General features: G+C 67.9%; 20 protein-coding genes. 15 read left to right on the top strand and 5 right to left on the bottom strand.

The genetic code is table 11. From position 1 onward, the window contains the following. Nucleotides 1–523 precede the first annotated feature (523 nt). The 3 genes from DQ384_RS36690 (at nt 524) to DQ384_RS36680 (ending at nt 3,691) form a co-directional block, all read left to right on the top strand. Nucleotides 524–1,030: a GNAT family N-acetyltransferase gene (locus tag DQ384_RS36690; protein ID WP_114033490.1), complete on the top strand. Its 507-nt coding sequence runs from the start codon at nt 524–526 to the stop codon at nt 1,028–1,030. A 908-nt stretch (nt 1,031–1,938) separates the two neighbouring features. Continuing rightward, nucleotides 1,939–2,592 carry a hypothetical protein gene (locus DQ384_RS40660; RefSeq protein ID WP_147269027.1) on the top strand — a complete coding sequence of 218 codons (654 nt, stop codon included), beginning with the start codon at nt 1,939–1,941 and terminating at the stop codon, nt 2,590–2,592. Nucleotides 2,593–2,878: 286 nt separating this feature from the next. Next, entirely contained in the window at nt 2,879–3,691 is an 813-nt protein-coding gene (locus tag DQ384_RS36680) for an SAM-dependent methyltransferase (RefSeq protein ID WP_181871611.1), read from the top strand. Between the two features lie 33 nt (nt 3,692–3,724). On the opposite strand, the gene DQ384_RS36675 is transcribed toward DQ384_RS36680, so the two are convergent. Further along, complete coding sequence (locus DQ384_RS36675; RefSeq protein ID WP_220183333.1) at nt 3,725–4,900, bottom strand: cytochrome P450; 1,176 nt, start codon at nt 4,898–4,900, stop codon at nt 3,725–3,727. A 277-nt stretch (nt 4,901–5,177) separates the two neighbouring features. Next, on the bottom strand, nt 5,178–6,188 hold the full coding sequence (locus DQ384_RS36670; protein WP_114033486.1) for a DUF8094 domain-containing protein: 1,011 nt from the start codon (nt 6,186–6,188) through the stop codon (nt 5,178–5,180). A 399-nt stretch (nt 6,189–6,587) separates the two neighbouring features. Between DQ384_RS36670 and DQ384_RS36665 the strand changes: the two genes are divergently transcribed. From DQ384_RS36665 to DQ384_RS36625, 8 genes are all read left to right on the top strand, one after another. After that, nucleotides 6,588–7,238: a hypothetical protein gene (locus DQ384_RS36665; RefSeq protein WP_147269026.1), complete on the top strand. Its 651-nt coding sequence runs from the start codon at nt 6,588–6,590 to the stop codon at nt 7,236–7,238. 374 nt (nt 7,239–7,612) lie between these two features. Then, the gene (locus DQ384_RS40655) at nt 7,613–8,182 is read left to right on the top strand and encodes a hypothetical protein (RefSeq protein ID WP_147269025.1); all 570 of its coding nucleotides are present in this window, start codon (nt 7,613–7,615) and stop codon (nt 8,180–8,182) included. Nucleotides 8,183–8,540: 358 nt separating this feature from the next. Beyond that, the gene (locus tag DQ384_RS36650; protein WP_220183332.1) at nt 8,541–9,296 is read left to right on the top strand and encodes a TnsA-like heteromeric transposase endonuclease subunit; all 756 of its coding nucleotides are present in this window, start codon (nt 8,541–8,543) and stop codon (nt 9,294–9,296) included. Between the two features lie 26 nt (nt 9,297–9,322). Next, nucleotides 9,323–11,365 (top strand): integrase, encoded by a 2,043-nt coding sequence (locus DQ384_RS36645; RefSeq protein ID WP_220183331.1) that lies wholly within the window; start codon nt 9,323–9,325, stop codon nt 11,363–11,365. Beyond that, on the top strand, nt 11,362–12,408 hold the full coding sequence (locus tag DQ384_RS36640; RefSeq protein ID WP_220183330.1) for a TniB family NTP-binding protein: 1,047 nt from the start codon (nt 11,362–11,364) through the stop codon (nt 12,406–12,408). Before DQ384_RS36645 ends, DQ384_RS36640 begins: the two co-directional genes overlap by 4 nt. Continuing rightward, the gene (locus DQ384_RS36635; RefSeq protein WP_114033480.1) at nt 12,405–13,007 is read left to right on the top strand and encodes a TniQ family protein; all 603 of its coding nucleotides are present in this window, start codon (nt 12,405–12,407) and stop codon (nt 13,005–13,007) included. Before DQ384_RS36640 ends, DQ384_RS36635 begins: the two co-directional genes overlap by 4 nt. Nucleotides 13,008–13,150: 143 nt before the next feature. Then, nucleotides 13,151–13,744: a hypothetical protein gene (locus DQ384_RS36630; protein WP_114033508.1), complete on the top strand. Its 594-nt coding sequence runs from the start codon at nt 13,151–13,153 to the stop codon at nt 13,742–13,744. Between the two features lie 153 nt (nt 13,745–13,897). Beyond that, the gene (locus DQ384_RS36625) at nt 13,898–14,716 is read left to right on the top strand and encodes a hypothetical protein (RefSeq protein WP_114033479.1); all 819 of its coding nucleotides are present in this window, start codon (nt 13,898–13,900) and stop codon (nt 14,714–14,716) included. Between the two features lie 146 nt (nt 14,717–14,862). On the opposite strand, the gene DQ384_RS36620 is transcribed toward DQ384_RS36625, so the two are convergent. After that, nucleotides 14,863–15,519, bottom strand: a complete 657-nt coding sequence (locus tag DQ384_RS36620; RefSeq protein ID WP_147269024.1) for a GNAT family N-acetyltransferase — start codon at nt 15,517–15,519, stop codon at nt 14,863–14,865. 734 nt (nt 15,520–16,253) lie between these two features. Between DQ384_RS36620 and DQ384_RS36615 the strand changes: the two genes are divergently transcribed. Together DQ384_RS36615 and DQ384_RS36610 are read left to right on the top strand one after the other, a co-directional pair. After that, the gene (locus tag DQ384_RS36615; protein WP_114033477.1) at nt 16,254–17,204 is read left to right on the top strand and encodes a hypothetical protein; all 951 of its coding nucleotides are present in this window, start codon (nt 16,254–16,256) and stop codon (nt 17,202–17,204) included. A 405-nt stretch (nt 17,205–17,609) separates the two neighbouring features. Then, nucleotides 17,610–19,067, top strand: a complete 1,458-nt coding sequence (locus DQ384_RS36610; protein WP_181871610.1) for a pentapeptide repeat-containing protein — start codon at nt 17,610–17,612, stop codon at nt 19,065–19,067. A 190-nt stretch (nt 19,068–19,257) separates the two neighbouring features. Here DQ384_RS36610 and DQ384_RS36605 read toward each other — a convergent pair whose 3' ends face one another. Together DQ384_RS36605 and DQ384_RS36600 are read right to left on the bottom strand one after the other, a co-directional pair. Further along, on the bottom strand, nt 19,258–20,658 hold the full coding sequence (locus tag DQ384_RS36605; RefSeq protein WP_114033475.1) for a coiled-coil domain-containing protein: 1,401 nt from the start codon (nt 20,656–20,658) through the stop codon (nt 19,258–19,260). A gap of 494 nt (nt 20,659–21,152) precedes the next feature. Then, nucleotides 21,153–21,350 (bottom strand): hypothetical protein, encoded by a 198-nt coding sequence (locus DQ384_RS36600; protein WP_114033474.1) that lies wholly within the window; start codon nt 21,348–21,350, stop codon nt 21,153–21,155. Between the two features lie 316 nt (nt 21,351–21,666). Between DQ384_RS36600 and DQ384_RS36595 the strand changes: the two genes are divergently transcribed. Both DQ384_RS36595 and DQ384_RS36590 read left to right on the top strand, forming a co-directional pair. After that, on the top strand, nt 21,667–22,080 hold the full coding sequence (locus DQ384_RS36595) for a hypothetical protein (RefSeq protein WP_147269023.1): 414 nt from the start codon (nt 21,667–21,669) through the stop codon (nt 22,078–22,080). Between the two features lie 95 nt (nt 22,081–22,175). Beyond that, nucleotides 22,176–22,475: a hypothetical protein gene (locus DQ384_RS36590; RefSeq protein ID WP_147269022.1), complete on the top strand. Its 300-nt coding sequence runs from the start codon at nt 22,176–22,178 to the stop codon at nt 22,473–22,475. The last annotated feature ends 70 nt before the right edge of the window (nt 22,476–22,545 follow it).

Raw genomic sequence — 22,545 nt, 5'->3', positions numbered from 1 at the left:
CTTTGCCGCGATGAGATGCCCTGGCGATCCGGCATGCTCGCCTACTGATTGCTGATCTGTACGGCGCGATCCGCCGGGATGCCCGTGCGGGGATGTCGGGCGCGGGATGGAGAAGAAGTACCGGGTTGACCGGCGGACGATACGGCCAGCGTCGGCATCATCGACCGCCTTACCTCCGGCGGCAACATCATCGAGACCGGCACCGACTCCTACCGCCTCGCCCCCACCCGCGCCGCCCAGCACACGGCCAAGGCCCCAGACCGGCACCGCCACCGACCTCGCCGAGTCCCTCCAGCTCATCGCCCGATGGCTTACCGCCGCCGACCCAGCCACGATCTCCCCGCCGTCCCCGGCCTACATCGACCACCCCGCCTCCGCTTGGACGCCCTCCGCGCCGACCTGGAACGCTTCACCTTCCTCCTCGGCGCCAGCGGCGGAAAGGACCTCTTCGTCCGGCACTGACACTCCGGCCGCCAGCGCCGCAACGGCCCCGATGTCAGTGGCATGGGCTACCGTCGCCCGCATGCACGACAGCGCGCCGGCCATCCGGCTTGAGGCATGGACGCAGGCCGACCTCAACCTCCTGCGAGGAGCCAACACGCCGGAGATGACGGCGCACCTCGGCGGCCCGGAGACCGAGGCCCGGCTCCTGGACCGGCACCACCGCTACCTTCAACTCAAGGAACCCGGAGCCGGGCAGATGCTCGCCGTGGTCCTGCCAGACGGCCGGCGCGCCGGCATCATCGGCTATTGGGAACGGCCCTGGCAGCACGGGCTGGTCTACGAGTCAGGCTGGCACGTCCTGCCCGACTTCCAGCGACGCGGCATCGCAACCGCCGCCGCCAGGGCCATCGCCGCGCTTGCCCGGGCCCAGCACCGGCACGTCCACCTGCATGCCTTCCCGGCCGCCGACCACCCCGCCTCCAACGCGGTCTGCCGCGAGGCCGGCTTCACACTGCTCGGTGAAGCCGACATCGAGTATCCGCCTGGGAACATCATGCGCTGCAACGACTGGCGGCTGGGACTCTAACCGCAGGCCCCTGGGCGCGGCCCGGCGCACCGGCAAAGGTCCCGCGAGGCGCGGTCACTTTCGCGAGAATTGATCACGATTTCGCTCCCCAGTGCCGTCAGAACTCATGAACATTCGCGGCTACAGCTCGCGAACAAAACCAACCGGGACATGTCCGTGTCGCCCGGCTCCTCCAGGGGTGGGGCCTCCTAGTGCGCACCTCCGGTGGCCGTGAAACGGACGGACCTGACCCGGATCCGAGAGCTGGACACCCGAGCGGCTGTACGGCCTCCGGCACGGAACTACCCACCCCCTCTTTTCGGTCGCTCACAAACTAGCGCAATCCGGTGAGACTGTGCATCCTAATTGACATTCCTTCGTAAAATGACGAGAGTGATCCACCTGTTCAGCGTTCGAAGATACGAGTAGGGGGAGGTGTCGTGGTCGATTGGGTGCAGCAGTCGGACATGCGAGGCCCATCGGGTCGCGAGGTGGCGTTGCCAGGAGTCTGGATCTCCGACGACCGGGTCATGCACGGAATCTACCGACGGCCTATCAGCGATGTGATGGCTGAAGGCGCCATCTTCTGGCATGGCTACCGGCTGCGGAGATGGCAAGAGGCGGTAATCCATGGGGGCAGCATTCAACATCCGTTGCTGAACCCTTGGAATGCCCTGGACGATGACCTGCTGCCGCAAGAGCCGCATGCATCGGGGGACGCTGCGAGCCAGCAGTCGTCTGCGACTGGCGCCCCCCTGTGGGAGGGTGCCAAGCCGCGCAGGGCATATACAAGACCCGGTCATGGAGCCGGCTCCCGGAAAGCACATGCCGTGCTGCGGGGGTTGGTGCCCTATACGCAGTTCACACTTTTGCAGCCCCAGGCCATACGGTGGTGCCGAAAGGCAGGTCGCGCACGACGCATCTACAGTGTGACCACAGAGAACTATGTCAAGGACGGCGATGTCCGCCACGATCGATGGCGCATCACCGCGGGGCGTTGCGAGACCTATGGGCAACTGTTCCCGTTAGACGACATCATGGCTGCCTATCGCCGCGCACTGCCTGCGGACCTGGCGGAACGGGAGGTGGAGGCGTTGCAGGCACATCGTGATGTCCCCGTCGCCAGGTATGTGCCCCGACCGGCCGATCTCCTGGACGCCAAGCGCTCGCTCAGCGGACTGACGCTCGGTCATCCTGTGGAGATCACCGTCATGGGTATCCTGCGGGCGGCGGGTAGGCGCGAGCCCGCCGTGCCTCCCCGCTGTCATCACGACGGCCCGCACATGCGGCTCCGTGCGATGCCCTCTGAAATCGCCGTCAACCTGCTGGCGTTCGTCCGCCGGCATTGGGCCGAGGAGTTCTCCGGCGCGACGGTCGACAGCGTGGAAGATCTGGTGCGCCGCGACTATGTCCTTGAAGTGGCATACCGACGGCACCTTGGTACGCCTGGGCACCAGTTCGCCGGTTGCCTCGACGTGGAGGCACATCAGTATCTGTGCTGTCTGCTTCGAGGTAATGGCCGTGAGCCACAGGAACTGCACTATGACTCCGTTAAGTCGGGACGAGACGGCTTCGCAGCCTAGTCGCGTGCTTCCATACCGGTATTGACCTGGGCATCTATCATTCTCAGTGGCCCGTCACGGCCTGTCTGCCCGTGCTACGGCATCCGCCGACCCGAAATAGCCACTTGTTCGCCCTTTGGGGCGTCCGGAAACATGTGGACCTACTGGATCCGCCGTGTCAGCGTAGGTGGGCAACGCTGGCCGCCGCTGCCAGTGGAACCTCGGTTGGCATCGAGGATCGACGACGAGTGCTGAAGACTCCGAATATCCTCATGGCTTCGACCGTGGCGTACTTCGAGGGGGTTTCGTGGGACAGACAGATTGGGCCGCCGGCGTTGATACGACACGGGCTCACGCCGCCCGTGTTTATAACTGGATGCTTGGTGGCAGGCATTACTTCCCAGCTGATCGAGAGGCGGGCGAGAAGCTTGCCAAGATAACTCCCTACTTCCCTTTGGCCAGCCGGGCGAACCGCGCCTTCCTACGCCGAGTTGTCTCCTTCCTCGCGCAGAAAGGTATCCGCCAGTTCTTGGACATCGGCGCAGGTCTGCCCAGTGATGGCAATGTTCACGAGATCGCGCCGCAGGCGCGGGTGGTTTACGTGGACAACGACCCCGTCGTGCTTGCCCATGGACGGGCGCTGGTGGCACCCGAGACCGACCGGGTGCGGTACATCGGCGGCGACGCTCGTCATCCGGAGGAGATCCGGTACAATGCGGAGGTCAGGAATTTCATCGACTGGGACGAGCCGCTCGCGATTTTGATGATCGGGTTGCTGCACTTCATTTCGGACGAGGATAAGCCGCAGTCGACCATCGACTTCTTCCGCCACGCCGTTCCCCCGGGTAGCTATGTGGCGGTCAGCCACGCCACCTGCGACGGGTTCACACCGCCGAGGAGCGCGGCCATCGCGGAGGTCTACCGCGACACCGTAAGCCCGACATGGATGCGTACCCGCGAGCAGGTGCAAGAGCTGATGTCCGGGTTCCCGGAGATGGTTGCGCCCGGCCTGGTGTATGTGCCGAACTGGCACCCCGACAAGCCTCACCAAGGAGCGCCCGCAGAGGTATTGGGTGTCTATGGGGGCGTAGCGACGGTGCCGGCTTGGATCGCTGGGTGAATGGTGCGAGGCCGCCGGAGCGTAGCAGTGTACCTACTTGCTGGGGTTCACCGTGGGCAGATAGGTGAAGCCGCGGAAGGTCGGAGAGAGGAGACGCCGCGCAGCCGGTTCGTCGATCTCATACCCCTGGGGAATCGCTTCGACTGTCTCTTCCAAGAGCACGCGCGCTTCCAGACGCGCGAGGGAGGCGCCCAGACAGAAGTGCGGCCCCCGCCCGAAAGACGTCAGCCCGGAGGTATCGCGATCCAAGTCGTAACGATCTGGATCGCGAAACATCCGTGGATCGCGATTGGCCGACGCCGGCAAAAGCAGCAGCGTCGACCCCGCCGGTACGGTCTCACCGTAGAGCGTGACGTCCTTGGCGACGATCCTGGCCAGCATCTGACCGGGGCTGTCGTAGCGCAGCGTCTCCTCAACCCATTGCGCGATCTGCCCCTTCCATGCCTTACGGCGTTGCTCAGGATGTTTCCACCCCTGATACCAGACATTTCCCAGCAGCTTGACTGTTGATTCGTTTCCGGCGATTCCCAGGAGCAGCATCACCGAGACGGCGTCCTCGTCGCTGAGATGGTTGCCGCTATCCTGGGCCTCGACCAGGGCCGTGGCCAAATCTGGTCCAGGACGACGGCGTCGGTCGCTGACCAGGGAGGCGTAGTAACTCCGTAGGTCCAGGTGGGCTGCCTGCGCCGCGGGAGGCACCTGACCGGCCTGGTCGCGGCTGAGCGACAACTCCGACAGGCGCCGGATCTCCTCGCGGTCGGCGTGAGGGACACCCAGCAACTCCGAGATGACGTCCATGGGAATCTTGTTGGCGTAGGCGATGAAGTCCCAGGTGGGTAAGTCACGCACACGCTCCAGGTGCCCCCGGACGATCTCACGGATCCCAGGCTCCAGCTCCTGGACGCGGCGGGGAGTGAACCCGCGTGACACCAAGGCACGCATGGCTGTGTGCTCTGGTGGATCCATGGAGATGAAGCCGGACCGCCGCCGCGCCTGGGGGCTCTTCAGCTCAACCGTCGGCCCGTGGCTGCTGGAGAACCGTTCGTAGTCTGCCCATGCCGCCGTCACATCCTCATATCGGGACAGCACGTAGGCGCCGCTTTGGCCGATCTTGGGATTGTGATAAAGAGGCCTGTTGTCACGCAGATAGGCATAAATAGGATATGGATCCGCCTGGACTGCGGGGTCGACCGGATCGTACTCGGTCACCGGGTATTCCGTCACAGGTCTGCCCCCTGCCGGTTGAAGCGGCGTTCGCCGCCGAACGGACCTCGTCGCGCCCGCCCCAGGGCAATGGGCGCTGTCGCCCCATGATGACGAGATTTCACCAGCCCGGCAAATGCCTGACAAGCCGACAAATGTTAAAATGATTCACATTTCGGGCACGCCTATCGCATTCTCCGCCGCAAGCACGTTGCGGACCTCTTCACTACCCATGAAGCATCTCACCCCATACCGGTCCCACCAACGGCAAGATCGGAACTGCTCATTTGCCTCGCACTCCCGTCACCGCATACAAGCCGCCCAGCACCCGAGCGGGCGCCGCCGAGCGCGGGATGGCAGCAGCGAACGCGCTCACTGCGGTCACCGTGACATGCCGACTGAAGAACGCACCCTTGGTGAAGGCACGCTCCGCGGCGCGTGTGAAACCCATCCGTCCCGCCTGCGGCATCGCGACGTGGTAATCCTGCTGTTCCATTAGGCCGTACCACGCCACGACACCCCCGTCAGTGGTAGAGAGAGCGTAGACAGCCGGGAACGGCCTCACCCGCAGTCTCATGGCCCATTCCCGCTCCAGCGTCTCGGCGTCCGCCCGCAGGGCGGCGACATAGGAACTCGTGTAAGTGCCATCAGCCAGAACGCCGCTCTGCTGACCGCGCCGATCAAACGAACTGAGCAGCGACGCGTGCACCTCGGCAAGACGACGAGGGGAAATGCGCAGTCCCGCCATGGAGTCGGGGCCTACGGCGGTCGCCCTCCCATCGGGTGCTGTGGCGATGGTCGGCAGCGGTCGGCGCGTCCAGGTGCCGATCACCGCGCGCCACCCATGGTCGGTATTGGCGAGCACCACCTGGGCGTGACCTGCCTGCCCGTCCTTCCGGTAGGCCGCGACAAACCATTCAGGGCCAAAAGACTGGCGGCGCGGGATGTAGTACTGGACGTCCATGGCCCGGGGCAGACGCTCTGGCCTCTGACCGCGCAGCCGGGCCAGGTCCAGCCATCCCCGATCCAATTGAAGCGCCACACCGGTCTCCGTGGCCTGCAGACCTCGTCCGGCGGCCGCGAAGCTGGCCGACGCCGTCGCCTGATAGCGCGCGAAGACGTCGGCTGCCTCAGCCTGGGTGAGAGTCGCAGGGATGCTCGGAGTTGGGGGCTGCTGAGGAGAAGATCGAGAAGCGGGTCTCGGCGTGGTCTCGTCCTTGGTGGCCGTCCCACATCCGACGGCGATCATCACCGGTAGTAGCAACAGCGCCAATCGGATCCTCGTGCCGGACATTCGAGAAGCCTCCTAGGTAACTTCGAGATGACTGGGCATGCGTGCGGGGCGACGGCCGCTATGCCAATCAACCGCCCTCCGGTCGTGCTTCCTAATGCCGAGTCACAGGCCACGCGGAGGCCGTGAAGATAGCGGCGGAAGGTAGGGCAAGTAGTGCGGCAGGCAACTATTTGTTGCTGATTCGTGATCTAACGGTCCGCGTTGGCTGACCCTGCGCGACATGAGATCCGCCTGGTCGCCAACCGGGCACATCCGCCGGTCGGATATGGCGCATGCGCTGCACAGCCGCGCGATATCTACGGCTTCGAAGTCCTCGCGCCGCCTATGAGGGCTGAGAACTGACATCTCGAGCCCACGCACGGTCGATCTTGTCCCCTGTGACCAGTTGGGAGGGAGAGAATGAGCAACGCTATGGTCAACTCTCCCGCCACCTGGTGCGACCCCCATCCGGCCAATGTCCATCCGATCCCGCGGGACGGCCGCCGGCACTGCGGCATCCTGGAGCAAGTTCTGCGCCGGCAGTGGAACCCGGCTCACGGCCTGCCTCCGGCCAATCTGATCAACGCCGTCGACGAACTCGCGGCACTTCCGGTGCACATCGCCACCCGCCTGGCCCAAGAGCTCGATGAGATCTGGCTCGGCGTGGGATACGTTCCCGATCTGGACAATCTGGGATTTCTGCGCGGCCACCCGATCGAACCAGGCAGCGCTGTGCTGTGGGATCAGGTGCCCGGCGTCTGCACCGGCCGGATTATCGCGATCGGCACGGGCGATCATGTTTCAGCCAGCCTCGTACTTCACGAAGTGGGTCACGGGCTGGACAGCCTTGACGCGATGTCACAGTCGTCGGAATGGCAAACGATCATGAGAATGTGCAGGTCAAGGATCCAGCACCCTCGATACCTCAACGCGGTGGAATGGTGGGCCGAGGCCTACGCTTTATGCGCGTCTGGCCAGTTGGGCCGCTTGGTTCGCTTGCTGGACGATGATGAGAACCTCGCCGAGATGGTATGGGCGTACTATCGGAGGCACTACGGAGTCATGAGGTGATGACGGTGTGGACAGCGGTCAGGTGTGAAGACGGGTCGGTACTAGTGCCCATAGACATCGACACTGCCGCAGGTTGGCACGGCGACGGCGCCACCCGCATCCGTCCGGGCCATCCGGAACACGATCGGCTCGCCGCCACCGCGATCGCCGAGACCGACCTGGCAGGAGATCGACTGCAGGACGCGAGCCTTCAGGCCAGATGGGAAGCACGGTTCAACGACCGGGAAAGGCGTCGCAGCGCTTGACCCGTTGCTGCTGGTGCTCCTGGCCTCTCTCCCGAGTTAGACGCGGGGAAGTGCTGATCGACATGTCGCGGCGTCCACAGCTTCGGTGGCCCTGGTACTAGGCGGTCAGCGTTCAGGTACCTGCAGCACATGCGCATGCTTGCTGGCCGCATCGTCGCACAGGCACCCCTGGGTGATCCCGCCGCCGTGGCCGAGTTGCTGAACGCGCTGCGAAATGTCGGAGCGGGCCGGGAGCTCGCCGCCCTGCTGGACGGCGATCCCGCTGGGAAGGCCCGCCTCACCCACCAGAGCGCGGTCACCCGCCTGCTGCGTGGGCTGGAGGAGGCCGGGGCCACAGACCAGGTACGCGTGCTGGCCACGCGGGCCGCCGCGCACGGGCCCATCAACGACCGCGACCAGATGTGGCAATTCGCCGGCACCTTGAGGCGGATGAACGCCAACCGCCCGCTGGAGGTCTTTCTCGCGCGCGTCACCGCAGAGGTCGACCTTGATGACCCCTACGCCGTGGCGTGGCTCCTGCTTGTGCTGCACGACTCCGGTGCAGACGAACATGTCAGCGCGCTGCTGGCCACTGACCCAGCGGCCCGTGTCGCTCTTGCCGACCTGATGGCCGTCGCCACCCTGCTCCATGCCCTGGAGGACACCGCAGCGGCAGGGCAGGTACAGGCCTTGGCCGAACGCGCCTGGCTATGTCGGTGAGCAGCGACAGCGGATGTTGCTGAGTTCTGACAGCACTTCGTGATCTTCCTCGCCGCACGATGTTGCCCAGAATCGACAGCACTTCGATCGGCCGGCCCACGTGTACCCAGCTCCCGGCCGTGGGGCGGCCGCTGTCAAAACTCAGGGACAAGAGAAGGCCGTCGAGGGCAGGCGCTGTCGGTTCCGGCCGACAAACGCTGCCAGTTCTCACCGACAAAGCCACGCGCCGCAGCGCGCGTGGCGCTCCATGACGCTGTCCTGTGACAGCGAAGGCTGATCATTGTCACCGAAGGTTGATGACCACTAGTTTCGTGCCACCGAAGGTTGAGTGACGCGTCGCCAGTCGTCAGGAGTGACGGTGGAGGAACTCGCGGTTGATCACGGGGATCTGGCTCTTGGCGGGTTTGAGCTGGACTTCTACCACGACGGCGTACGGCGTCGCAGACCGCTGGGAGCCGGCTGGAACATCCGGTTCGAGCAGGCGCCGCCGGTGCGGCCCTTCGACTGGTCCAAAGGCGGAACGAGCTTCGCGGGCTGGTACTACTCGGTCACGAACGCCGATCATGTCGGGTACGAGTCCTGGCTGGAGCGCGACCGGCTGATCCTGCTCGATGCCGATCCCGAGGTGAGGGGCATTGCCTCGCAACCGTTCTGGCTGCACTGGCACGACGGGGTGCGCCGGCGTCGGCACGCCCCGGACTACTTCGTCCGGCTGGCGGACGGCCGCGGCCGAGTCATCGACGTGCGTGCCGACGACCAGATCGACGACGCGGCGGCGCAGGCATTCGAGGCCAGCCAGCGGGCCTGCCGGTCGGTGGGCTGGGAGTTCGCACGGGTCGGGGTTCCCGATCCGGTGCTGATGGCCAACATGCGATGGCTGGCCCGCTATCGCAGGCGCCGCTGCGGTGATCGCCGAGACGTCGCCGATGAACTCCTACGCGTCTTCGGGCAGCCGACGCCGTTGCGGGCCGGGGCCTGCTCGGTGGGTGACCCGCTGCTGGTGTTGCCGGTGCTGTTTCACCTGCTCTGGATGGGCGTGCTGGCCGCGGACATCGGCACGCAACTACTGGGATCCGACAGTCTGGTGCACGCGGCGAAGGTGGCGGGCCGGTGAGCCGGCTGGCGCGCCCGGCCCGGCTGATGGTCGGCGAGCGGGTGCGGTTCGATGGGCAGGTCCGCATCGTGCTGGCGCTCTCGGGTCACGTGGTGATGCTGTCTGAGCTCGGTGGCCAGCCCAGGGCGGTGCCGCCGGCTTTGCTGTTCGCCGATGACGACTTTGAGATCGTCGGCAGCGCGGGGCGGGTGTCGCTGCCTGCGGTGTCCTTGCTGGAGACGCTGCCCCAACCGGTGCTGGAGAAGGCGCTGTGGTGGGAGAGTCACATCCTGGAGGTCTTGCACGGGCTGCCACCGGATGCGCCCGGCGATACCGGGCCGCGACCGGAGTATGCGCCGACCCGGTCGCTGACGTCCCGGGAGAAGGCCAAGGCGGCCGAGTTGACGGCCGCCGGGCATCGAGTGAGCGCGAGCACGGTGGCCAACTATCGCCGCCGCTATGAAAGCGGCGGCGTGCTGGGCCTGGCCGACCACCGCCCGATACGCAAGAGGCCCCAGTACGGGGAGGTGGACGACCGGGTGGTCGCGGCGATGCGGCAAGCCATCGCCGAGGCCGTGGACGCCTCCACCCGCACCGGGTCGTTCCTGCTCTGGCGGACCGGCGAACTCCTGCGCGAGCAGGGTGAGCCGGTCGAGCTGCCGTCGCAGCGCACGCTCTATCGGCTGCTGGCCAAGCTGACCGCGGGCACCCACACCACCGGCTCTGCCGTCACCCGCAGATCGCGGGCTCATGGTGCGCAAGCGCCGTTCGGGGAACTGCCCGCCTTCGCCCCGGGCGAGGTGATGCAGATCGACTCCACCCCGCTGGACGTGCTGGTCCGGCTGGATGACGGCGTGGCGGGCAAGGTCGAGCTCACTGGCATGATCGATGTCGCGACCCGGACGGTGACCGCCGCGGTGCTGCGACCGGCCACCAAGTCGGTCGACGCGAGCGTGCTGCTAGCCCGCACGCTCACCCCGGAGCTGATGCGGCCGGGCTGGGTGGAGGCGTTGCGCATGGCGCGCTCGGTGCTGCCGCACCGTCGGCTGCTGAGCCTGGATGAGCGGCTGGAGCACGCGGCCGCACGGCCGGTGATCGTGCCCGAGATGATCGTCTGCGATCACGGCAAGGTCTTCATCTCCCGCAACTTCATCGCTTCCTGCCGGTTCCTGGAGATCGACGTTCAGCCCGCGCACAAGGGCTCGCCGTTCGAGAAGGGCCACATCGAGAAGATGCTGAGCTCGGTGGGCACGCTGTTCGCCCAGTTCGTCTCCGGCTACACCGGCCGCAACAGCGACCGGCGCGGACGGCACCTGGACAGCCAGCCCCTCTGGTCGCTGCTGGAGTTGCAGGAGCTTGTGGATGAGTGGCTGGTCGCCAAGTGGCAAAACCGCAGGCACGACGGGTTGCGCGACCCGGTCCACCCGGGCAGATCGTTCACCCCGAATGAGAAATACGCCGCGCTGGTCGAGGCCTGCGGCTACGTCCCGGTCGCGCTCACCGGCACCGATTACATCGAGCTGCTGCCGGCCATCTGGCGGGCGGTCAACGACTACGGCATCAAGATCAGCCGCCGCACCTACGACGGCCCCGGCCTGATCCGGCGCCAGGACTCCGGAGTCCGGGCCAAGAAGGGACTCTGGGAGGTCCATCACGATCCCTACGACGTCTCCCGGATCTGGGTGCGCAACCACCACGGCGACGGCGAGTGGATCGAGGCGCGGTGGAAGCACCTGCATCGCGTCCCCGTCCCGTTCGGCGAGCTGGCCTGGGACCACGTCAGCCAGAGTCTGCCGCGAGCCACCGAGGTTGAAATCGCCGACGCGGTCGCCGCGCTGCTGGCCAAGGCCGGCGCCGGGCCCGAGCAACCGGCCAAGCCCGGCACCCGGCGCACCGCGCGGGACCGGCGCATCGCGGCTCGCACCCGCGCCACCACAACCAGCGCACCTTCCGTTCCGCAGCCAGTCGCGTCCGCCGAAGCAGACGCCGAATCAGGCCAGGGCCCGGCCGAGATCGCAGACGAGCCGCTGGCCAAGGTGATCCCGCTGGGACTGTTCGACCCCCTCGAAAACCCCTGGAGACGCTCGTGACCGACCGCGGCCACCTCACCGGCACCGCCCTGCAGGCCGCCGACGAGCAGTCCGGGCTGCACCTGACCACCATTCCCGGATGGCGGCGGTCGCTGGCCGAGCCACCGGCCCCGCCCGCTCTGCTGAACGCCGCCGACTACGCCCGGCTGCCCGGCATCGAGCGCGACGCCTACGACGAAGCCCGGCTGGACCACCACGCGCGGCTGCTGGTGGTGGCCACCTCCGCCGTCCGCCACACGGTGACCTGCGGGCGACGCCTGGTGCTGCTCAACCGGCACGCGATCAGCGCCCGCCGGGGGTTGATCGTTTCCGGCCCGGCCGGCACTGGCAAGACCATCGCCATCACCCAGCTCGGGCGCGCCCACGAACTGCTGGATCGAGCCCGTCACCCGCACGCTGGCGACCGGATCCCGGTCGTCTACATCACCGTCCCGCCCGCCGCCACCGCCCGCATGGTCGCCGCCGAGTTCGGCCGCTTCCTCGGCCTGCCGGTCCGCAGCCGGCTCAACATCACCGACATCATCGAGGCCGTCGTGGGCGTGCTCACCGACACCCGCTGCGGGCTGATCCTGGTCGACGAACTGCACAACATCTCGCTGACCAGCCGCACCGGCGCCGAGGTCGCCGACACCCTCAAATACTTCTCCGAACGCATCCCGGCCACCTTCGTCTATGCCGGCATCGACATCGAACACAGCGACCTGCTGTCCGGCACCCGCGGCGCGCAGATCGCCGGACGCTTCACCCTCATCACCACCCAGCCGTTCCCCTACGGTCCCGAATGGCAGGGCCTGGTCGCCACCCTGGAACAGACGCTGCTGCTGCACGCCCACAAGCCCGGCACCCTCACCGGCCTGGACCGCTACCTGCACGACCGAACCGGCGGCATGATCGGCGCCCTGTCCCACCAGATCCGCGGCGCCGCCCTCGACGCCATCCTCACCGGCACCGAAAGAATCACCAGGAAGGGGTTGGACACGGTCCCGCTGGATCACACTGCCGAGACCACCCGCGCCCGCGCCAAGGCCGGCCCCAGCCGATGAACAACGTCCCGGACGAGCGGCTCATCCCGCTTCCGATCCTGGTCCGTCCCCGATCCGGTGAGAGCACCGGCTCCTACATCCGCCGTCTGGCCCGGGCCAACCACCTCAAGCCCAGCTACCTGCACGGTTTTCTCGCCGGTCCACCGACGTGGTTCGGCAAGCCGCGTCTCGAACGACTCGCCGTCTTATCCGGACGCACCCCTCAGGTGCTGCGAAAGACACTCTCCGACGCTGGCCCAGCTCCCGGTCGAGACAAACCCGGCCCTTCCAACAAGCCCAAACGCATCGATAAGGCAGAGCTCTATCGGCGGATCCGTCACGATGCCGAGACCGAGAACCTGTCCATGCGCGCCCTGGTCAGGCGCCATCACGTCACCTGGCGCACGGTCAAGGCCGCCCTCACCAACCCCGAGCCTCCGGCCCGCAAGCCCTTACCCCGCCGCCCCTCGGCCATCGATCCAGTCCAGCGCCTCATCGACTCCATGATCAAGGACGGTCACCGCCCTACAGAGATCTGGACACGACTCATGGATGAGCACGACGTCTCGATCTCCTACGGGCTGATCAGGCTCTATGTCCACAACCAGACGACGCGCTGATGCGATCCCCTGCGATACATGGCGGCTGAGGAAAGGTTGAGCTCGCGATTCTCCGGAGTGACCAACTGCAGTTGGCGGAAATCCTCAGGTTTACTTGGCGGAGTCGTACTTGATCACGGAGCGCGGCCACATAGGGAGATGTGTTGATCTCGGACTATCAGCAACGGTTGCGCCAGCACTTTCTGGCTGCTCCCGTCGTCCAGGCCCCGGCGCCCTGGCAGCCGGTGCTGGACAACAGAACGCCCATCGGCGGCCTGCTGGGCATCGGCTTCGCCGTCCATCCAGAGAGCAGGCGAGATCTGGTCATGGTCGTCTCCAATGACGGCCATGGGCTCTTCGATGCGGTCACCGGCGAGAAGATTGCCCGAGACCGTGATCCCGACCTCGACACCAGCACGCCCGACGCCTCCCCGGACCTCACCTGCTCCGGTCTCGGGCCAATCGCAGGCACCCAGGTGCACATTGCCGGCCTCTTCGGCGGCGGCCTGCACAGCACTACCTCCGACGGCTGGGGCATCGACGTCGTCAGCCCCGAATGGCCCAACGACCGCGTCCTGCTTTCTGCGGATGGCGACATCTACAAGGATCCGCCGGGAGAAGGCTGGTGGCACATCTTCCACGCCAACTACTCCACCTTCCGCGCCGCCGGATTCTCGCCTTCAGGCCTCACCCTCGCCGTTGCTACCAGCAGCGACCTCACCCTCTGGACGCGGCCAACTCTCAACTTGCGGGCATGAACACGGAGCCTGGCCTCACCCGATCGTCCTCGGCGCCAGGCTCCCGCCAACAACAGCTGGGAACCGCCATCTATAACTGGGGGGTCGCAGCTGACCGCTCAAACTTCGTTGTCACAACTCAAGGTTCGCTGTCACAGGACAGACGCCGACGCCGTGGCCTCGCTGCTGGACAGCATGTGGACGGTCGGTGAGCCGGGCGCGGCCGGGGTGCTGGCCGAACGCGCCGCGGCGCACACTCCGCTCAGCGATCCGCATGCCGTGGCGTCGCTGCTGACGTGCCTGCATACCACGAGACCGGGCGCCCAGTTGGTCGTCTTGGCCGAACGCGCCGCAGCGCGCGTCCCCCTCACCAACGCCAATTCGGTAATCACGCTCATTGACCGGCTGAGAACGGTGGGCGCCGACGAGCAGGCGTGCCTTTTGGCCGGACGCGCCGCCGCGCGGCTGCCTATCACCGACCCTGCCGTGGTCACAATGCTGCTGGGCACCCTGCTCAAAGCCGGAATGCGCGCACAGGTCGCCGCGCTGCTCGCCCGCGACCCCGCCAAGCATGTCACCCTTGACGATGTCATCGCTGTGGCGGGCCTGCTGAAGAGCCTGAACGCGGCGGGATCCGCCGAGCCGGTCGCCGCACTGGCCGCCCGCGCCGCCACGGCCGCTCCCATCGACGTCCCTAACGGCATGGCCTCACTGCTGAACATCTTTCCTGGGGTCGGAGCCGGTGAGCAGATCCCCGCGCTACTGGCCCGTGACCCCGCCGCGCGCGTCACCCTGAACCGGTCGAGCCCGGCGGTCCAGCTGCGGAGCCTGCGTGCGGTTAAAGCACATCAGCAACTCACCACGTTGGCGCGACGGCTACCCGGCGCGGCGATGTTCTCGCTGTTCCTCGATCAGGCCGGTGAACGGTACCGGTTTGGACGCGAGCCCGACGGCGCCCCCGCGCCTGCCTGGACTTGGGAGGACTTGACATGAGTCGCCGATTGAGGTCGGCCGCACTGCCTGCGGGAACACTGCCAGCCCCCTCCGCCTGGGCTACCAGAACCCGGTGGTGTCTACCGACGACCGCTCCTGGACACCCTCCCGGCAGGCGAGGGGAGGCCGTCTGCGCACCAAAGAGCTCATTGACCCGTGACCTGCGGCGTAACGGGGGAGGCACGCCGCGCGACGGTGAGATAGCTGCCAGCAGAGGCCATCATGCGCGCAACGCGCGTGGTGGCGTCCAGTGATTTAACCACCAGCTGGTACCCGTCGCCCCCGTCATCAAAAGTGATCACAGCCCCGCCGAGGCTGACCCTGACCGGCTCGTGGGGAGTGGCCGGCAGGTAACCACGTCTGCGGTACCAGCGCAGCACCTGGCGGTCACCCTGCCGGACTTTGGCGAACACCAGCTTGCAGCCGCCCTGGCGCAGGTGTTCTTCGCTCGCGGCAAGCAGCGCGGTGCCAACACCAGTACCGCGTGCGTGCTCGGCCACCGCGAGCAGTTCAAGCTCACGGAGCGTTTGGGCCGCGCGCCGCTGAACCGGGCCACCGAGATCGGCGAGCTCGCCGATCAGCCGCACCGGGGGGCAACTGTAGGAGAGTGCGATAACCGCTGCGTCGCCGGGGGCGCAGGCCACCAGCACAGTCGCCCGGCCGTGTGGAACCCTCAAGTGGCCGCCGTGCTGGTCGATCGCTGCGGCGAGCGCAGGTGGAACGACGTCCATGCCCAGGGCGACCCTTGCCAGAGCTTCAACGCTCAGTCCATCACCTGGCAGCGCCAGACGAATTGGTGCCACGCTGGTAGACGATACGCACCATCGGCAGCGGGCGCATCGCCATTAACAGGGAAACCGGTTCAACCGATACAACCGGACACCACCGGTCAACGTCGGCAACCTCCCACGGGGGACGCCGCTGACGCCGGCACAGCTCGACCCGTTGGTGGCGGTGAAACAGCCTCTACGCGAGCTGGACGCAAGGCAGTGGGGGGATGCAAGAGTATGGCCGTGACGGCAGCGTTCGAGTCTGTACCGTTTCAGCCGTGGTGAAGTCCCGGGGCCGCGTATCTCGGGTCCACCAGTCGCGCGGCCGACCGGTCCAGTGACCCTCGGCGCCGCTCCATGGCCCAGAAGGTCGCGAACAGACCGACCCTGGTGAAGCAGGCCGCAGCGCGCATTGGCGGGGTGGTCGCCTGGCGTGCCCCTTCCGACCCGATGCACGTGCCGTCGCTGTTGCCGTTGTCCATCGACATGGTCGCCGGCCAGGTATCGGGCTGCGGTCGCCGATCACCCCTCTGGGCCGGCCGGGGTCCCCTGGCACGCGCTGGTTCCTCACGGCACTGGCCCGGGGCGCCACGGTGGCCCAGGCCAGCAAGGAGGCCGGGATCGAGCACAGGACGGCGTACAAGCACCTGGACAGGTATCCCAAGTTCGCGGCTCGATACCGGGCGGCCGTGGCGGCTCAGCAGCGCACGCCCTCGGATGTTTCCTCCACTCCGGCAAAGGCCCTGAAAAGGCCCTACAGTCGTGCGATGACCGCGACCGCGACCGAGCCCGGCACCCCGCTGCCGGCGATCGTCATCTGCTGCGCCGAGGTGCTGGGGGAGGAGTTCGGCGCGCTACTGGCCAGCGTGGAGAGCGCCGCCCAGCGGCCGCGGCCGGGCTCGCCGTACCTGGCCGAGCGGGAGGAGTGGGAGGCCTCATCCGAGCACAGCCAGGATCTGTGGTCGTACGGGCATCGCATGGCCCGCGGGATCCTGCTCAACCTCGCCGACCACCTGGCGATGCTCAGGAAGGCGTTCTCCGGGCCCGAGCTGCCGCTGTACGCGCACATGACCTTGTCGCGCGTTGTCGCCGAGGCCGCGGCCCAGGTGTGCAACCTGATCGACCCCGAGGCCGGCTACCGGGAACGGGTCCTGCGTGCGGCCCTGCTGGGACTTCGCAGCCGCACCCAGGAGGTGCGGGCCATCGGCAGTCTGCTGGACGAGCACCCGGTGAGGAGGATAGGCGCGCTGGAGAACACGACGCGTGCACGAGAGGAGTTCATCGGCCTGATGGAGAAGGCCGGCCTCGAGGTACGCCGCCGCGTCGGCATGCCCACGGGGGCGAGATATCTCGGCGACGGACCGTTCCGTGACCTGGACCCGAAACTGACCCTGCTGGTGAACGGCCTGTTCCCCGATCGCCCGGCCGGCTACCAGATCGGCTCGGGCGTCGTGCACAGCCTGGAGTGGATGCTGCGCGACGCGATCGCCAGCGACGGCGCCGACGGAGTGCGCGCGGAGCCGGATCTGCTGGGCATGGGCGCGGCCACGCTGCTGGCTCTGGACGCGTGCGCCGCGGTCGCGGGGGCGTACGCGCGGCTGTACGGGCACGATCCGGCGCCGGCGGCCGAGGCGAGCGCGCGGCGGTGCCTCCGGGTCGACAAGGCGTGCGCCGCGGAGTTCGCCCGCGTGCAGCTGCTGCGTGCCGCCGGGCGGTGACTGCGCGGGCGCGGCCGAGGACGGCCGTCCGGGCGGGGTCAGTCTCCGTACTCGGGGGTCCCGCTAGCAATGGCGGAAAATCCAACGGATATGGGTCTGATCTGCACGGATGGAGCTTGGCCAGCCGTGCCGTGATCGTGTTCCCAAGGAGTCTCCGCAGGTCAGCAGCAACTTCATTGGATTCACAGCCAGTGCTACCGGGACCCCATGAGGGCAACGACGGTCTCAGTCGTTCCCATCGCACCTATCATCGCCAACCGGTGCAATAGGTGCATGAACAGTCGATGGGGTCGCGTCCTGGTAGGAGCCTTAGCTGCGGTCGGCATGGCCGAAGTCCTGCGCTATAGCCGGACCAGGCGCCGTACACCGATCACCCCGCCCCCGCTCGCGCGACCACCGGCCTCAGTGACCGACCTCCAGCCAGTCACCCCGCCCCCGCAGACCCCCGGCAGGTGGCGCCGTCCGGCCCTCGCGCTGATCTACCTGGGCACGCTGACCGCCTGCGCCGTAGCGGCCTTCACCGCCGTGGCCCCGGACGACGTCCTGCGGCGGTTCGGGCTGGCATCCGCGCCGGACTGGGCGCGCTGGACACTGGCCGGCCTAGCCCTGAGCGGCGTCGTCGCCCTCGGACTCGCCGTCCTGCTCGGCCCCGCCGCACGCCGCCTCGCCGGAGAACGGCAGCCGCTGACCGATGAGGAACGCCGCCAGCTGTCGGTCACCGACCGACTGGAGGCGGTCAACGCCACCCGCCAGACCCTGCTGCAGTCGGCCACCGGACTGGTCGTGATCGGCGGCGTCGTCTTCACCGCCCTGAGCCTGTGGTACACCGCCCGCACCCTGGACACCACCCAGCAAGGACAGGTCACCGACCGCTACACCAAAGCCATCGACCAACTCGGCAACCGCCAGTCCCTGGACGTGCGCCTCGGCGGCATCTACGCCCTGGAACGCCTGGCCACCGACTCCCCACGTGACCACCGAACCATCTACGACGTCCTGGCTGCCTTCACCCGCGAACACGACCCCGCCCCCAAGACCAAGACCACCGGGCCACCAGCCACCGACATCCAGGCGGCACTGACCGTCATCGGCCGCCGTAGCACCCACGACGCGACCATAGACCTGGCTACCCTTCGCGCCCCGAAGGCCAATCTGACCCGCGCGGACCTGGCTCGGGCGGACCTGGCTCGGGCGGACCTGACCGGCGCGAACCTGACCTATGCGAGCCTGACCGGCGCGAGCCTGACCGGCGCGTACATGAACAGCGCGAACCTGTTCGGCGCGAACCTGATCAGCGCGAACCTGATCAGCGCGAACCTGGATAGCGCGAACCTGACACTCGCGTACATGAACGGTGCGAACCTGAACGACGCCAGGCTGGCCTACGCGTACATGAACAGCGCGAACCTGACCGGCGCGAACCTGACCGGCGCGAACCTGACCCATGTCAACCTGCCCGGCGCGATCCTGGTTAACGCGGACCTGACCGGCCTCGCGATCCTGGCAGGCTCGAACCTGGCGGGCGCGAACCTGGCGGGCGCGAACCTCGGCGCGGACCTGAACAACCCACGGATTGTGTTCACCCCGAACCGCGCGCACGCGTCCTGGGAGCAGGGCGCGGACCTGGCCAACGTGGACCTGACCCGCGCGAACCTGACCCGCGCGAATCTGACCCGCGTGAACCTGACCTATGCGAACCTGACCCGCGCGGACCTGACCGGCGCAAACCTGACCTATGCGAACCTGACCCGCGCGGACCTGACCGGCGCGGACCTGACCGGCGCGATCTTGTCGGGTGTGCGAGGACTGACGGAGATTGAGATCAAGGCTGTCGCGAAGACTGACGCCACGACCCAGTTCTGAGGGGCAGCTGATACCCCATAGGATCCCTTAGCACTGGCTGTGAATCCAATAATGTTGCTGCTGACCTGCGGACGGTTTAACTCCCCGCAGGCTGAGCCGCGACCCGCTGGCCCGGGCCGCGGCGGCAGCGTTCCCGTGACCAGCCGGCCTGGCCACACCTGACCACGGGTCCCGGCATTCCACCGGAATGTCACTCCGGCGCGGCCTCGCCCACGGCAGCCGGCGTCGCCGCGGCCGCGCCGCGCAGGAGCTTCAGCTCGGCGCGGGCCTCCTCGGTGCTCGCGGTGAGGACCTCCACCTGCGCGCGGTGCGCGGCGATCAGCTCCTCCAGCCGTCGCTCGGCGTCGTCGCGCACCTGCCGCCGGTCGGCCTGCGCCTGCTCGGTGGCCTGCCGGGCGCGGTCCTCGGCCGCATCGGCCTGGCGGTGAGCCTCGGCGGCCGCCGCCGTCAGCGTCTCGACCTGAGCACGATGCGCGTCGATGAGGTCCTGCCGCTGACGCTCACCGTCAGCGCGCAATTGCGCCAGATCGGCCTTGCCTTGCTCGGCGATCTGCCGGGCGCGGTCCTCGGCCGCCTGGGCCTGGCGGTGGGCCTCGGCGGCCGCCGCCGTCAACGTCTCGACCTGAGCACGATGCGCGGCGGTCAGCTCCTCGCGCCGGCGCTCACCGTCAGCGCGGACCCGCTCGGTCTCGGCGGCCGCGTCCCGCGCCTGCTGCTCAGCCTGGGCCACCCGCCGCCCGGACTCGGCCACCACCTCGGCGGCGGTCCGCTCGGCCTCCGCCTTGGCGGCCAGCGCCGTATCACGCTCGCGCTCGGCGCGCTCGACCGCCGCGGCGGCCTGCGCCCGGATGCCCTCCAGCTCGGCCGCGCTCTCCTGACGCACCAGGGCGATCGCCTCGTCGCGCTCACGGCCCGCCTGGTCGACGTCGGCGCCGGCCTGCCGCCGGACCGCGGCGATCTGCTCGTCACGCTCCCGCTCGGCGGCGGCGATCTGCTCCCGGGCCTCGCACCGCGCCGTCTCGGCGAGCTCCTCGGCCTCCCGGGCGTGCAGCTGGGCCTCCTCCATCCGGCCGATCGCATCCTCGGCGGCGGCCTCGGCCTCCTCCCGCTCGATCTCGGCCGCGCGCAGCCGGGCCTCGGCGGTCCGGCGCTGCTGATGGGCCGCCTCCGTCTCGACCTGGGCGTTGGCCACCTCCTGCCGCGCGGTCGCCTGGATCGAGGCGATCTCCGCCTCGGCGGCGTCCATGTCGCCGATCGTCTCGAAGGCGTCCAGCAACCGGTTCAGGTTCTCCACCGCCGCGGCGATCTGCTCGCGGCTGGTCTGGGCGAGCTCGGAGGCGCGCGCGGTGTTCACCGTCACCGCCCGGCCCTGGTCCTCGACCACCGGCAGCCCGGGCTTGGCCTTGCGCTTGGCCCGGAAGTAGGACTGCGGGTTGTGATCGCCGCGGTCGCAGAACTCGGTAGGGCGCCCGGTGTGCGCGGGCGGCGCCGGCGGCTGGTCGCACTGGCCGAGCACGGCGAACTTGCACAGCGGCTCAGCGTCTGAGTCCGCGTCCGGGGTCTCCTGCACGCCAGGGATGGGTTCGGTCATGGCGGGCAGCCTAGCGCGGTTTCGTTTCGTTTCATCACAACCGTTTCCTTTCGTTTCATCACTGTGACGAAACGAAAGGAAACTTTGAAGGGGAGGGGTCTGTCCGGCATCGTTGAAACCGAACAGACCAGGGTTTCTGTCTGGTATCGGGTGGCGCTGGGCTCTGGGCGCCGTCCCTTCCCCGAAGGTCAGATCCCCAGGACGGGAACCACCGCGCTGCATGAGCGATGAGAGCCGACCCCTCCGAGCAGCTCAAGTAAGTTGCCGTGCCCTGCCATGAACGGCGCGGGCGGGCCCACCATGACCAGCACGCGGCCTTCATCCAAGGCGGCGGCCTTCCACTCCGGTGGCGTCCCCTCGAAGCTTGTCGACTTCGACGAGCGTGTGGCCGCCGCCTGTGACGACCAGGGGCCCAGCCGTAGCACCTCCTGACCGGCCCCCGACCGGCCCGTTTCCCGTCCCCCGGGAGGCGGGCCGGTCGCATGTCCGGCTACCTACTCGCCGTCTCCCTCAAGCCGCTTCCCTGTCTCCTCCGCCACCACCTCAAAAGCAGCCCTGATCCCCGCCAGCCACGCACACTGTGCAGCCTCCTCAAGCTCTCCCCATGAGGGGGGACTGTCCCCCGCATCCCCTCGGGCCATCCACTCCCGGTAAGCCGCGTAGGCGGTCTGAGCGATCTCGATCGGCTTCATCTGTCCATCCCCCTCACGCGCTCCTGGGTACGTCACCCGGTTCACGTACGCCCATGACGTGACGTACCCGGCCCCCGGGGCCGGACCGGCGGCATGCGGGGGCACTCCTGGCGGCCGTCGAGCGCGCGCAGCTCGACCACGCCCGACCCGGGCCGCCAGGAGTGCCAACCACCTCGACCCGGTCGCGTACGCTCCCGAGTCCTGGACGTCCTGAAATTCACCAGATCCCCGGTCGTTCGGCCCGGGCAGTGCTTACGGTGGACCGCCGCCGTTTTCAGGCGACACACCCAGTTCCCCGATCTGTCAGGTGATGTTCATGACCATCAGCCAGCCGCAACCCCAGACCCGTTTGTGCCCGGCCTGCAAGGCCGCCGTTCCGCTCACCGAGGACATGGTGGTGGCCATGTGGCTGGAGGACGGGGCGACGGTCGAGCAGATCCACGCCGGCGACTGCCCCGACTACCTGGACCACCAGGCGCGGCTGATGGAGAGCGTCGAGCGTACGCGCCAGAAAGAGGAGCGGGCGCGGCAGTTGTTCCCCGACGCTCACGCCCGGTTCCAGGCCGCCCTCCAGTCGCTGCCCGCAGAGCAGGCCGCCGGCCCGTTCGCTGCGGCGCTGGCCGAGCTGGTCTCCATCCAGGCGGGCCGCTTCTTCGGCAACGGCGGTTTCGTCATCCTGCCGGAGTGGGCCGACATCCTCGATCGGCATTTCCCGGCCACCGGCCGGTGACGTTGCTTCGGGCCCTGCCAGCGGGTTGCGCCGCCCCGGTCACCATCGCGCAAAGGGGCGGCGTCGGCCGGTTGCGGCCTTCTACGCTGACGGCCATGACGAGAGCTGTTGACCTGCTGCGACGCGTTGATGAGGCGATCGCGGCGCACAAGGACATGCGGGATCCGCCGGGCGTTGAGATCGTCTCGATGCCGGTGAACGTCACCGCCCTCGATGACGTGGACGCGGAGTTGGTCCGGATGCGCTACCAAGCCTCAGGTCTCGGCTTCACGCTCGTCGACGACCGCGTCCCCGCCCGCCCGGGTACCGTGCCCGGCTCCTCCCTGACCGCCGCAGAGCGGGAAGCGCTGGCAATGGCGAAAGCGGCGCGCCTGCGGTCCGAGCGGGTGAACTGACAGGCCGCGAGGGTGAACACATCCGCGGCGTCCCTATGGCCTGTCGGTGCTGTTCGACGGGCGCGTGGTG

Origin of the sequence: Sphaerisporangium album (genome assembly GCF_003323745.1) — a bacterium.
Classification (GTDB): Bacteria; Actinomycetota; Actinomycetes; order Streptosporangiales; family Streptosporangiaceae; genus Sphaerisporangium; species Sphaerisporangium album.
The sequence above is the reverse complement of the archived record's forward strand: the minus strand, read 5'-3'. Positions and strand labels throughout refer to the sequence as shown.